We start from the raw sequence: 12850 nt of genomic DNA, 5'->3' as shown, positions 1-12850 counted from the left end.
CTGAACATGCCTGTAGGGCGGGTTGATCACTCTTCCCGCCCTACAAGCACATTCGGATCGGCTAGGCGGCGGCCTTGACCGCGCGCTTCTCGCGGCGCCACTGCCGTACGGTGGCGATCGCCGTCTTCAGGCCGCGCTTGCGGCCGGTACGCGGGTCGACTCCGGCGTACCCCGTCTCCAGCTCGGCGAACATCCGCTCGCTGCGGGTCTCCGGCGCGTCGTCGGCGGTATCGCGCAGGTACTTGTCCGGAAGCGACAGCTTGGCGATGGTCCGCCAGGTCTTGGCGTACTGCACCAGGAAAGGTCCGCTGGTGTACGGCAAGTCGTACTTGTCGCACAGCGCGCGCACCCGCACCGAGATTTCCGAGAGCCGATTACTCGGCAGGTCCGGATAGAGATGGTGCTCGATCTGGTAGGACAGGTTGCCGGTCATGAAGTCCATGGCCCGACCGCCGTCGATATTGGCGCTGCCCAGCATCTGACGCAGGTACCACTGGCCCTTGCTCTCGCCGACCATGTCGGTCTTGGTGAATTTGTCTGCGCCGTCAGGGAAATGACCGCAGAAGATCACCGCGTTCGACCAGATGTTGCGAATCACGTTGGCCACCGCGTTAGCCGTCAGAGTCGACTTGAACGTCGCGCCCGGTGACAGGGATGTGACCGCCGGATAGGCGACATAGTCCTTGAGCACCTGGCTGCCGGCCTTCACGCCGAACTCGCGCACCCGCACCAGGGTGGCCTGGCGGTCGTCGCGGCCCTTGAAGATCTTGCCCAGTTCCAGGTGCTGCAGGCCGACACCCCACTCGAAGCCGACGGCCAACAGGGTATTGAACAGCAGGTTGCCGTAGAGGTTGAACGGCCTCCACCGCTGATCGCGGGTGACTCGGATGACGCCGTAGCCGATGTCGTCGTCCATGCCCAGGATGTTGGTGTACTTGTGGTGCATGAAATTGTGGGTGAACCGCCAGTGCTTGGACGCCCCGCTCATGTCCCACTCCCACGATGAGGAGTGAATCTCGGGATCGTTCATCCAGTCCCACTGGCCGTGCATGACGTTGTGGCCGATCTCCATGTTCTCGATGATCTTGGCGACACCCAACGTCACGGTGCCGGCCCACCACGCCGAACGTTTGGAGCTGGCCGTGAGCATCAACCGGCCGGCTACCTCGAGCGCGCGCTGCGCGGCGATGGTGCGGCGGATGTATCGGGCGTCGCGATCGCCGAGCGAATCCTCGATGTCCTGGCGGATGGTGTCGAGCTCGACGGCCAGGCTTTCGATGTCGGCGTCAGTCAGATGCGTAAATGCATCGATGTCCGTAATAGCCATAGTGCGCCTCCCTTCTTCTACCTACGCTACCGTAACCTACGTACCCGTAGGTTACTAGCCAGTAAACCTCATACGTCGACCACGCAATCGCCGGACGCGGCCGATACGCACGTCTGAATCCGGGTTCCCGGCTCGTGCTCGACACCGCTACGCAGATCACGGACATGACCGTCGACCAGGCTGACGACACAGGACTGGCAGATACCCATCCGGCAGCCGAACGGCATCGACACGCCGGCCTGCTCGCCGGCCTCCATCAGCGACGTCGCAGCATCGACCGTGAGGGTCTTGCCGCTGCGCCCGAAGGTCACCGTGCCGCCCTGCCCATGCGCAGCCGCCCGGGAGGCCGCGAAACGCTCGAGATGGAGCCGGTCGCCGATGTCGGCGGCCCGCCACACCTTGTCGGCCTCGTCCAGCATCCCCTCCGGGCCACAGGCCCAGGTCTGGCGCTGCCGCCAGTCGGGCACCGCGTCGTCCAGGTGCTGCAGATCCAGCCGGCCCTGCGTCCGGGTGGTGCGCACGGTCAGCCGATAGCCGTCGTGGTCGCGGGCGAGTTGTTCGAGCTCGGCGGCGAACATGACATCGGACTCGGTCGGGGCCGAATGGATATGGACGACATCGCCGAGCTGACCGCGACGCGCCAGCGTCCGCAGCATCGACATCACCGGGGTGATGCCGGAGCCCCCGGTCAGGAACAGCACCGAAGCCGGGGCGGGGTCGGGCATCACGAAGTTGCCCTGCGGTGCGGCCAGCCGGACCACCGTGCCCGGCTTCACACCGCCTACCAGGTGGGTGGACAGGAAGCCCTCGGGCATCGCCTTGACGGTGATGGTGATGGTGCGCGAGCGTCCGGAGCCGTCGGAATGCGGGCTCGAGGTCAACGAGTACGAGCGCCAACGCCAACGCCCGTCGACGAGCAGACCGATGCCGACGTACTGGCCGGGCTGGTAGTCGAAGGTGAACCCCCACCCCGGCTTGATCACCAGCGTGGCCGAGTCTTCGGTTTCGCGGCGGACGTCGACCACCCGGCCGCGCAACTCGCGGGCCGACCACAGCGGGTTGGCCAGCTTCAGATAGTCATCGGGCAACAGCGGGGTGGTGATCCGGCCGAACAGGGCACGCGCCGCGTCGACGGCAGGGTTCTTACCCGCGCCGGCGACGGTGGGCCGCACAGTGTCGATCACTCTCGCGCTGATTTTGACGGTGTTCTTCGCCATTTATGGCCTGCTTCCTGCGGATGTCTAACCTACGGTACCGTAACTTACGGTTCCGTATCGAGACTCTCAGAGCAGATCGAGCAGGAACGGCAGCTCTTGAGTGGCATACCAGGCCAGCGCATGGTCCTGGGCGTCGCCGACGACGAACTCGGCGTCTTCGTCACCCAGATCGGCCTCGTCGACGACGGCGATCGCCGCCGCCACCGCCGGCTCGGCGGCCGCGTTGTCGACGTAGGCGGCGAGCACCTGATCCAGCTGCACGCGACCGTCGAGCCGCACCACCGCGTCATCGAGGTCGGGCCGCAGCGTCACCGCGCCGTCGGGGGCATCGGCCACCAGTACCGCGCGACGCAACGGCAGACCGACCGGGCCGGGCTCCGCACCGACCTCGGCGGCCAGCAATCGCAACGACGCCAGCGCCGCCTCGCCGATCGCCACCTCCGCCAACTCCTCGTCGTCGCCCTCGGCATAGGACTCGCGCAGCGTCGGCGTCACCGCGAACGCCGTGCCGCTGCGCGGCTGGAGCGACCCGTCGGCGACCAGCTGTTGCAGCATGGCCAACGTGGCCGGGATGTATACCCGCACCCACGCAGATTAGCCGCCGTTCTCAGGATCCCCGAGCAGGGTCGAGACGTAGTCGCCGACGTAGGTCGACAGCTCCCGCGGCGGCCGGTGATAGTTGCCCAGCAGCGGCCGCTTGGGCAGCTCGACCTTCGGGTGCTCGACCTCGTCGTAGTCGATGCTGGCCAACAGGTGCGCGATCATGTTCAGCCGCGCGTGCTTCTTGCTGTCGGACTCCACCACGAACCAGGGGCTGGCCGGGGTATCGGTGTGCACCATCATCTGGTCCTTGGCCCGCGAGTACTCCTCCCAGCGGTACACCGACTCCAGGTCCATCGGCGAGAGCTTCCAGCGCCGCAGCGGGTCGTTGCGCCGGGACTTGAACCGGCGCAGCTGTTCCTCGTCGGACACCGAGAACCAGTACTTACGCAGGATGATTCCGTCGTCGATGAGCATCTGCTCGAAGATGGGCGTCTGGCGCAGGAACCGGGTGTGCTCCTGCGGCGTGCAGAACCCCATCACCAGCTCGACACCGGCACGGTTGTACCAAGACCGGTCGAACAGCACGATCTCCCCGCGGGCCGGCAGGTGCTCGATGTAACGCTGGTAGTACCACTGGCCCCGTTCCCGCTCGGTGGGCGCCGGCAGCGCGGCGATCCGCGCAACCCGGGGGCTGAGGTATTCGGTGATGCGCTTGATCGTCCCGCCCTTGCCGGCGGCATCGCGCCCCTCGAAGATCACCACAACGCGCGCCCCAGTGGCCTTAACCCACTCCTGCAGCTTCACCAATTCGGTTTGCAGCCGGAATAATTCGGCGTCGTAGATATCTTTGGGAATTTTTCTGTTGATCTTGGTCGCGGCATCAGCCGGCGCGTCACCGTTGGAACTGGCCTTACTCATCGCCGAATAGTACTTCTACTGCGCGGCTTCGAGCAGTTCCTCGAGAGATTCGGCCAGCAGCGACGGCAGCACGTCGACATCGCTCATCGCGTCACGGTCGGCGTTGATCCCGAAATACAACGTGCCGCAATACGACGTCACCCCGATGGCCAGCACCTGGTTGTGCAGCAATGGCGGAACGGCATAGGTCTCCAGCAGCTTGGTCCCGGCCACATACATCTGCGACTGCGGCCCAGGCACGTTGGTGATCAACAGGTTGAACTGCCGCGCGGAGAACTGGGTGGCCACCCGGGTGCCCATCGCATGCAGCGTCGGCGGCGCGAACCCGGACAACGTCACGATCGTGCGGGCGTCCACCAAACTGGCCGCCGCCGAGTGTGACTCGGTGGCATGGGCGATCTGGGACAACCGCACCACCGCGTTACCCTCCCCCACCGGCAGGTCGACCAGGAACGGCGCCACCTCGCTGATGGCCTGGCCCGGACCGGTGGAATCCAGGTCCGCCTCGGGGTACACCGACGTCGGCGCCATCGCCCGCACGGTCAGGCTGGTGGTGACCGGCTCACCGCGCGACAGCAGCCAGTTGCGCAGCGCCCCGGCGATCACTGCCAGCACGACATCGTTGATGTCGCAGTCGTAGCGCGACCGCACCCGCCGATAGTCGGCCAGCGGCCGGGTGGCCACGGTGAAACGGCGGTTGCGCGACACCTTGGTGTTCAGCGGGCTGTCGGGTGCCGTGCCGCGGGCCACCGTGCGCGCGACCTCGGTGACCCGCCGAGCGAGTTCGGCCAGTTCGCCGCTGTTGGTGACGACCTCGCCGATCGTGGAGCGGACCGCCTGCACCTGCATGCCCGGCCGGGCCAGCCATTCGCCCACCGCGCCGAGCAGCAGCTGGCCATTGGTGGGCTCCCGGCCCGGGATCCAGATGTCCTCGCCGAATGCCGGTGGCTTCTGGGTACGGTCGGCGATCACATGGCCGATCTCCAGCGCCGTCATCCCGTTGACCAGCGCCTGATGAGACTTGGTGTAGATCGCGAGCCGGTTCCTGGCCAGGCCCTCGATGAGGTACATCTCCCACAGCGGTCGGGAGCGGTCCAGCGGACGCGACCCGAGCCGGGCGATGAGCTCGTGCAGCTGCGCGTCGCTGCCCGGCGACGGAAGAGCCGAACGCCGCACGTGATAGGTGATGTCGAAATCGGGATCGTCGACCCATACCGGCCGGGCCAGCCCGAGGGTGACCTCCCGAACCTTCTGGCGGTAACGCCTAATCTGGGGCAGCCGGCGTTCGACGGTCTCCAGCAGGGTGTCGTAGCTCAGGCCGGCTCGGGGTTTGCGGAGAATCGACAGGGAGCCGACGTACATCGGTGTCGAGGTGTTCTCCAGGTGATAGAACGACGCATCCGATGCTGACAACCGAGTCACCATCGTCGCGAAATTCCCCTCGTCGTCTCACCCGCCCCCTCTCGACACGGTAACTGCCGGACCCCGGGTACCGCATCGCGGGTGCACACGCCGCGGGCGCGATTGTGCCATCATGTCGCCATCGGCTCGCTCCTCTCCGGCAGCCGGTCTCTTGCCGACCAATCACCGGAGAATGCCCATGTCCTGCGTCGTCCCCGTCGTCGACTACGAGCCGCCCATGCTGCGCACCGCGCCCGACCGGGCCCACCTCCTGCGCCCCCGGGCCGCCGGATCACCGCGACGGCCCGCGCCACTGCCCGCCGAACCGCCACCGCAGCGCGCGGCGGGCGGGTTCGCCGACGCGGCGCTGCGGCGCGTGCTCGAGGTCATCGACCGCCGTCGGCCGCTGGCGCAGTTGCGCCCGCTGTTGGCCGGCGGGTTGGTGGACTCCCTGTTACCCGCGGTCTCCCAGCACGACGGGCACGGGACGGCGCGGCTGCGCAGACTACGGGTGCAGCCGATCGGGACCGACGGCACCGCTGCCGAAGTGGCCGCCACCTATACCCGCGGCGAGCGGGTGCACGCCATGGCCTGCCGGGTCGAGCAAGTGGCCACGCCGACCGGGCTGCGCTGGCAGGTGGTGGCACTGCACATCGGCTGAGAGGTGCGTCCTCACTAGCGGCTCGCTCCGCTGCGCCGCATCGTCGCCTAACCGGGCCAGATTGTCAGGCTCCTCAGCGGCTCGCTCCGCTGCGCCGCATCGTCGCCTAACCGCGGCGCAGGGTCTTGCCCTCTTTGGCCTGGCGGCGGGCGGCCTCGCGGCGTTCCTTGCGGGTGGCGCCACTGGGGGCCGAATGCTTGCCGCCGCCGTTGCGCTTGACTTCGGCCGAACCGTCCTCGGCCGGGCCGCTGTAGGTCAGCTGCCGCGAGTCCTCCTCGTCGATGCCCTTGGCACGCAAGGTCGCCGGCGCAGGTTCGGGGGTCTGCTCGGCGCCCAGGTCGGCCAGGCCCTGCGGGGTCGCGACCGGAGCCACCGTCGGCGCTTGCGGCGCCGCCTCGACCTGGACGTTGAACAGGAAGCCGACCGACTCCTCCTTGAGGCCCTCGAGCATGCCGACGAACATGTCGTAACCCTCGCGCTGGTACTCGACCAGCGGATCGCGCTGCGCCATGGCCCGCAGGCCGATGCCTTCCTTGAGGTAGTCCATCTCGTAGAGGTGCTCACGCCACTTGCGGTCGATGACGTTGAGCAGGACGTTGCGCTCGAGCTGGCGCATCGCAGCCACGCCGGCCAGCGCCTCGATCTCGGCTTCCCGTGTGGCGTAAGCCTTCTCGGCATCGGCGACCAGTGCGTCCAGCAGCTCTTCGCGGGTCAGCTCACCGGGCTCGCCGACGGCGTCGGAGTCGAGCAGGTCGTGATGGTCGATGCCCACCGGGTAGAGCTGCTTGAGCGCGGTCCACAGCTGCTCCAGATCCCAGTCCTCGGCGTAGCCCTCCGCGGTGGCGCCGTTGACGTAGGCGGTGATGACGTCGACGAGCATGTCGTGAGCCTGCTCCTGCAGGTTCTCGCCCTCGAGGATCCGGCGGCGCTCGGCGTAGATGACCTTGCGCTGCTGGTTCATCACCTCGTCGTACTTGAGGACGTTCTTGCGGATCTCGAAGTTCTGCTGCTCGACCTGGGTCTGCGCGCTCTTGATCGCGCGGGTCACCATCTTGGCCTCGATCGGCACATCGTCGGGCAGGTTCAGCCGGGTCAGCAGCGACTCCAGCGTCGCGCCGTTGAACCGCCGCATGAGTTCATCGCCCAGCGACAGATAGAAGCGCGACTCGCCCGGGTCACCCTGCCGGCCGGAGCGGCCGCGCAGCTGGTTGTCGATACGGCGCGACTCGTGCCGCTCGGTGCCCAGCACGTAAAGACCGCCGACGGCGATCACGTCCTCGGCCTCCTCGGCGGCTTCGGCCTTGACCTTCGGCAGCTCCTCGTGCCAGGCCGCCTCATACTCGTCGGGGGTCTCCACCGGGTCCAGACCGCGCTGACGCAGACGCTGATCCAACAGGAAGTCGACGTTGCCGCCGAGCACGATGTCGGTACCGCGGCCGGCCATGTTGGTGGCGACGGTGATCGCCCCGCGCCGCCCGGCCTCGGCGATGATGCCGGCTTCCTGCTCGTGATACTTGGCGTTGAGCACGTTGTGCGGAATGCGCCGCTTCTGGAACTGGCGCGACAGGTACTCCGAGCGCTCCACGCTGGTGGTGCCGATCAGGACCGGCTGGCCCTTCTCGTAGCGCTCGGACACGTCGTCGACGACGGCGATGTACTTGGCTTCCTCGGTCTTGTAGATGAGGTCGGTCTGGTCCTTGCGGACCATCTCGCGGTTGGTCGGGATCGGCACCACACCCAGCTTGTAGATCTCGTGCAGCTCGGCGGCCTCGGTCTCGGCGGTGCCGGTCATGCCGGCGAGCTTGTCGTAGAGCCGGAAGTAGTTCTGCAGGGTGATCGTGGCCAGCGTCTGGTTCTCGGCCTTGATCTCGACACCCTCTTTGGCCTCGATGGCCTGGTGCATGCCCTCGTTGTAGCGGCGGCCCAGCAGCACGCGGCCAGTGAACTCGTCGACGATGAGGACTTCGCCGTTGCGGACGATGTACTCCTTGTCGCGCTCGAACAGCTCCTTGGCCTTCAGCGCGTTGTTGAGGTAGCTGACCAGCGGCGAGTTGGCGGCTTCGTAGAGGTTGTCGATGCCGAGTTGGTCTTCGACGAATTCGACGCCGATCTCATGCACACCCACGGTGCGCTTCTTGATGTCCACCTCGTAGTGGGTGTCCTTGACCATCAGCGGAGCCAGCCGGGCGAATTCGGAGTACCAGTGCGAGGCGCCGTCGGCCGGGCCGGAGATGATCAGCGGGGTGCGAGCCTCGTCGATCAGGATCGAGTCGACCTCGTCGACAATGGCGTAGTTGTGGCCGCGCTGCACCATCTCCTCGACGGAGTGGGCCATGTTGTCGCGCAGGTAGTCGAAGCCAAATTCGTTGTTGGTGCCGTAGGTGATGTCGGCGGCGTAGGCGACGCGCCGCTCGTCGGGGGTGAGCCCGGACAGGATGACGCCCACCTCGAGGCCCAGGAAGCGGTGCACCCGGCCCATCCACTCGCTGTCGCGTTTGGCCAGGTAGTCGTTGACGGTGACGACGTGCACACCGGTGCCGGCCAGCGCGTTCAGATAGGCGGGCAGCACACAGGTCAGGGTCTTGCCCTCACCGGTCTTCATCTCGGCGACGTTGCCGAAGTGCAGGGCCGCCCCGCCCATCACCTGAACATCGAAGTGACGCTGGGACAGCACCCGCCAGGCCGCCTCGCGAGCGACGGCGAAAGCCTCAGGCAGCAGGTCATCAAGGCTTTCGCCGTCCGCGACGCGCTTCTTGAACTCGTCGGTCTTGGCCCGCAGCTCGGCGTCGGTGAGCTTCTCTACGTCGTCGGACAAGGTGTTGACATAGTCAGCCACCCCCTTGAGGCGCTTGACCATGCGACCTTCACCAAGGCGCAGTAACTTCGACAGCACAGTGTGTTCCCCTGTGGATTGGAGGCGTGAGCGCCCTCCATCCTAGGTGACGCGCTGGTCGAGCCCTGTCAGCGTCGATCAAGCCAGTCTGATCAACCCGTAGTCGTAGGCGTGGCGACGGTAGACGACCGACGGTCGATCGGTCTCCTTGTCCTGGAACAAGAAGAAATCGTGCCCGACCAGCTCCATCTCATAGAGCGCGTCGTCGACGGTCATCGGCTTGGCCGGATGGTCCTTGGTGCGCACGATGCGGCCGGGTTCGTGGTCCTCGACAGCGGGGGCCGGCGGTGCGGTCGGCTCGGGCTTGAACACCTCGGCGACGTCGGCCGGAGTGAGGGCGGTGGCCTCGTGCAGGGACACCGGCCGCTTGTCACCGTAATGAACCTTGCGCCGGTCTTTGGTGCGGCGCAGCCGGTTCTCGAGTTTGTGGACGGCGGCCTCGAAGGCGCCGTAGAAGCTGTCGGCACAGGCTTCACCACGAGCGACCGGGCCGCGCCCCCGCGCGGTGATCTCGACGTGCTGACAGTTCTTGCGCTGGCGCCGGTTGCGTTCGTGCTCAAGCTCGACGTCGAACCGGTAGATCGAGCGGTCGAACCGCTCAAGGCGAGCGAGCTTCTGCGCGACGTAGACGCGATAGTGATCGGGGATTTCGACGTTACGGCCGCACACCTGAACCTCGGCGTTGGCGGTCTCGTCGTCGGTCAGCAACTGGTCGGAGTTCACGGATTCGATTGACATGCTTGACAACTCGTTTCTGTTACGGGTTGCACGCACTCAGGCGTGCCGGCCTGTCTTCGATAGCTGCGCCGACAGGAATTGGCACGAATCTTCGCTTGCCGGCGCCAGGGGTCGAGAAGCCTCACCTCCTACCGTTGTCGGCAAAAAGTGGCGGGCCCGTGGTCTAGGCCGCCCCGCGATGTGTTCACGGTGTGTTGGCCCCGACGGTAGTCGTTGTTCACGGCGCCGTGCCACCTTTTTGGCGCACCTGTTTCCAGTTCTTTCGCCCCCTGTTACAGGGACCAAGTTCCTCGGCCGGTCAGGCCTGCGCGAGGGTCAGCACAGCCGTCACTCTGGCCCCGGCTCTCCCGAGAGTTCGCACCGCCTCGCGCGCGGTGGCGCCGGTGGTGACGATGTCGTCAACAAGCAGGACCTCGCCAGTGACCGGCTTGGTGATCTTGATGCGGCCGGCCAGATTACGTTCGCGCGCGGCGCTGGAGAGCCCGACCGAGTCGCGCACCAGGGCGCGGGTGCGCAGCGCCTGGGTGACGGTGATCGCGGGATGGTTGCGGGTGGCTTCGGCGGCGATGCGGGTGACGGGGTCACCGCCGCGACGTCGGGCGGCCGAGGCGCGGGTGGGTGCGGGGACGACGGTGACCGGCGTGTCGAGCAGTCCCCAGCCGATCAGGTGGTGCATGCCCAGGGCGAGGGCGCGGGCTAGCGGAGCGACGAGATCGCGACGGCCGTGTTCCTTGACCGCGACGATGGCCTGGCGCCGCGTGCCGGCGTAGCGGCCGAGGGCGAAGACGGGAACGCCCGGATCGATGCGCGGGGTGACCAGGTGCGGCTCGTCGTCGTGGACTGCGAGGGTGGCCGCGCAGGTGTCGCACCACGTCGTCGACGGCGCGCCGCAACCTCCGCATTCGCGCGGCAGGACGAGGTCGAACATAAATTGAGTGTGGGTCTTGCCGGCGCCGGGGCACTGCGTCTGTCCACAGGGGGCCAGGCAAGGAGATCGCGGTGCGCGGCGGGCGCTCCGTGTGCCGGGAAGCAGCTTACCGAAACCCGTTTGCGTCCAGTCCTTGTCGGACCCTGCTGTCATGATGAGGACATGTCCTCGACGGCCGCGCTCAACCCCAAGGAACGCCTCGAGGCGTTGTTCGAGGAGTTGGCGGAATTAGCCGGCCAACGCAATGCGATCGACGGACGCATCGTGGAAATCGTCGCCCAGATCGACCACGACGGGAACTGGGGCGCCACCGGCGCACGCTCCATTCCCGCCCTCGTCGCATGGCGGCTCGGCACCTCAACCACCAACGCGCACACCATCGCTGCGATCGCCCACCGCAGCGCGCAGTTCCCCCACTGCACCCAAGGCATGCGAGAAGGGCGGCTCTCACTCGACCAGGTCGGCGTCATTGCCGCCCACGCCGGGGATGGGTCTGATGAGCACTACGCGCAGCTGGCCGCCGTCGCCACCGTCAACCAACTGCGCACCGCGGTCAAGCTCGAGCCGCGACCCGACTCCGAGCCCACGCCCGAGCCGCAGCGCTCGATCGTCAAGTCCTGCAACGACACTGTCACCAGTTGGAAGATCACCCTGCCCCATGACGAGGCGGCCACGTTCGATGCTGCCGTCCAATCCCATCTGGATGCACTGATCGCCGACTGGAAACACGATCATGGTGACGGTGCCTCGGAGAGTGCGCCGCCGTTGCCGAACACCGTTGACGCATTCATGAGCCTGGTCGAGGCCGGCTGGGACAGCGAGGCCGCCCGCCGCCCCCACGGCCAACGCACCACCGTCGTCGTACACCTGGACGTCAAAGACCGCGTCGCCGCATTGCATCTGGGGCCGCTGCTATCGGATGCCGACCGCCAGTATCTGACCTGCGACGCCACCGGCGAAGTCTGGTTCGAACGCGACGGACAACCCCTCGGCGCCGGACGAAGCACCCGCACCATCAACCGACGCCTCCGTCGCGCGCTGGAACACCGCGACACCACCTGCGCCGTCCCCGGTTGCAACGCCACTCGGGGCCTGCACGCCCACCACATTCAGCACTGGGAAGACGGCGGCCCCACCGAACTGCACAACCTGGTGCTGCTCTGCCCGTATCACCACCGGGCGCACCACCGCGGGCTGATCACCATCAGCGGGCCCGCCCACCACATCACCGTCACCGACGAAGACGGCCAACCACTCTTGTCGAGGTCCCTGGCGCGCCCAGCAAAACACCCACCGCCGGCCGTCCCACCCTGCCCCGGACCAACCGGCGAACGCGCCGACTGGAAGTGGTACCAGCCCTTCCAACCCCAAGCGCCACCGGACAATTGAGGAAGCGGACGCATTCATTCGTGATGCGTAGCTACAGCCTGGCAAGCGCCGAGGCTCCCGCCGTGGTCAGCGATTGAGTTCCGCCGTTGTGGCCACGAAGTACGGACCCGATGGATTGGCAACGAGACCGCCGTAGCCATCCGCGCGAACCAGTTCGACGACCCCGCCGGGTGGTGGACGCCATCACCGCGTCCGCCGGGTTGTGGGAGACGACCTCTGGAGCACTCGTGAAGGCAAGAAGGCCGGCCGAGCCATCCGCCATCCTGGTCGTACGGAGTCCCGCCTTGCCAGGAACGGAAGTCTCGTCCACCGCGAGCAGCAGCGGGCCTTCCTGTTTCAGCAGGCTGAGGACTGCCTGCCGGTTCGTTCGCGCGTCCGCGAGATTGGCAATGGCGGCCTTGAGTGGCTCATTGTTTGGATTGCGCAGTGCGAAGTCAATTTCCACCGCGGATAGCGCACAGGTTGGGCCGGCCGGGTCGATGTAGAGCCAGGCGTCCTGCGGATGTCTGGCCAAGTCGAGCACACCCGTGGCTGGCTGGACCAAGGACATGGTGCTCGTTTCCGGTGGATACAACCGCGCAATCTCCTCGTTGCGGGTGAAGGCAAGAAGCGCGCCTTTTCCGTCAGGCCCCGTCCCCCGCCGGATCTGCAGTGTGGCACCGGCCGCGTATCCGTCGTGACCGGGCACATCCGAGCCTGTGGTGTCGAAGAGGAGGTCGCCGTACCTGCACGACCGCAGTACGTCGAAGGCGGCCGTCTGACTCGGCGCGGCGGCGAACGCGGCGACTGCCTGGCGGACGACAGTGTTGGCGACGGGTTGCATCGCGGACTGCTG

General features: G+C 66.9%; 11 protein-coding genes. 2 read left to right on the top strand and 9 right to left on the bottom strand.

What is annotated here, in order from left to right:
- Positions 1 to 61 precede the first annotated feature (61 nt).
- From ADBZ9K_RS14205 to ADBZ9K_RS14185, 5 genes are all read right to left on the bottom strand, one after another.
- Entirely contained in the window at positions 62 to 1327 is a 1266-nt protein-coding gene (locus ADBZ9K_RS14205; RefSeq protein WP_526621520.1) for a fatty acid desaturase family protein, read from the bottom strand.
- 68 nt (positions 1328 to 1395) lie between these two features.
- Entirely contained in the window at positions 1396 to 2544 is a 1149-nt protein-coding gene (locus ADBZ9K_RS14200; RefSeq protein ID WP_526621518.1) for a ferredoxin reductase, read from the bottom strand.
- A gap of 66 nt (positions 2545 to 2610) precedes the next feature.
- Positions 2611 to 3129, bottom strand: a complete 519-nt coding sequence (locus tag ADBZ9K_RS14195; protein WP_526621516.1) for a DUF6912 family protein — start codon at positions 3127 to 3129, stop codon at positions 2611 to 2613.
- Between the two features lie 9 nt (positions 3130 to 3138).
- Complete coding sequence (ppk2, locus tag ADBZ9K_RS14190) at positions 3139 to 4005, bottom strand: polyphosphate kinase 2 (RefSeq protein WP_526621514.1); 867 nt, start codon at positions 4003 to 4005, stop codon at positions 3139 to 3141.
- Between the two features lie 15 nt (positions 4006 to 4020).
- Complete coding sequence (locus ADBZ9K_RS14185) at positions 4021 to 5430, bottom strand: WS/DGAT/MGAT family O-acyltransferase (RefSeq protein WP_526621512.1); 1410 nt, start codon at positions 5428 to 5430, stop codon at positions 4021 to 4023.
- A gap of 175 nt (positions 5431 to 5605) precedes the next feature.
- On the opposite strand from ADBZ9K_RS14185, the gene ADBZ9K_RS14180 reads away from it, so the two are divergent.
- Positions 5606 to 6067, top strand: a complete 462-nt coding sequence (locus ADBZ9K_RS14180; RefSeq protein ID WP_526621510.1) for an Rv3235 family protein — start codon at positions 5606 to 5608, stop codon at positions 6065 to 6067.
- Between the two features lie 106 nt (positions 6068 to 6173).
- On the opposite strand, the gene secA is transcribed toward ADBZ9K_RS14180, so the two are convergent.
- The 3 genes from secA to ADBZ9K_RS14165 form a co-directional block, all read right to left on the bottom strand.
- A complete protein-coding gene (gene secA / locus ADBZ9K_RS14175) occupies positions 6174 to 8960 on the bottom strand; it encodes a preprotein translocase subunit SecA (protein WP_526621508.1) in 2787 nt (928 codons plus the stop codon).
- 78 nt (positions 8961 to 9038) lie between these two features.
- Positions 9039 to 9698: a ribosome hibernation-promoting factor, HPF/YfiA family gene (gene hpf / locus ADBZ9K_RS14170; RefSeq protein ID WP_526621506.1), complete on the bottom strand. Its 660-nt coding sequence runs from the start codon at positions 9696 to 9698 to the stop codon at positions 9039 to 9041.
- Between the two features lie 298 nt (positions 9699 to 9996).
- Positions 9997 to 10626: a ComF family protein gene (locus ADBZ9K_RS14165; protein ID WP_526621504.1), complete on the bottom strand. Its 630-nt coding sequence runs from the start codon at positions 10624 to 10626 to the stop codon at positions 9997 to 9999.
- A gap of 162 nt (positions 10627 to 10788) precedes the next feature.
- Here ADBZ9K_RS14165 and ADBZ9K_RS14160 point away from each other — a divergent pair, with 162 nt between their 5' ends.
- Positions 10789 to 12015: an HNH endonuclease signature motif containing protein gene (locus ADBZ9K_RS14160; RefSeq protein ID WP_526621502.1), complete on the top strand. Its 1227-nt coding sequence runs from the start codon at positions 10789 to 10791 to the stop codon at positions 12013 to 12015.
- A 31-nt stretch (positions 12016 to 12046) separates the two neighbouring features.
- Here the strand turns inward: ADBZ9K_RS14160 and ADBZ9K_RS14155 are convergent, their stop codons facing one another.
- Positions 12047 to 12838 carry an SseB family protein gene (locus ADBZ9K_RS14155; RefSeq protein WP_526621500.1) on the bottom strand — a complete coding sequence of 264 codons (792 nt, stop codon included), beginning with the start codon at positions 12836 to 12838 and terminating at the stop codon, positions 12047 to 12049.
- Positions 12839 to 12850 lie beyond the last annotated feature (12 nt).

The organism is Mycobacterium sp., assembly GCF_965229265.1.
Lineage (GTDB): Bacteria > Actinomycetota > Actinomycetes > Mycobacteriales > Mycobacteriaceae > Mycobacterium.
The sequence above is the reverse complement of the archived record's forward strand: the minus strand, read 5'-3'. Positions and strand labels throughout refer to the sequence as shown.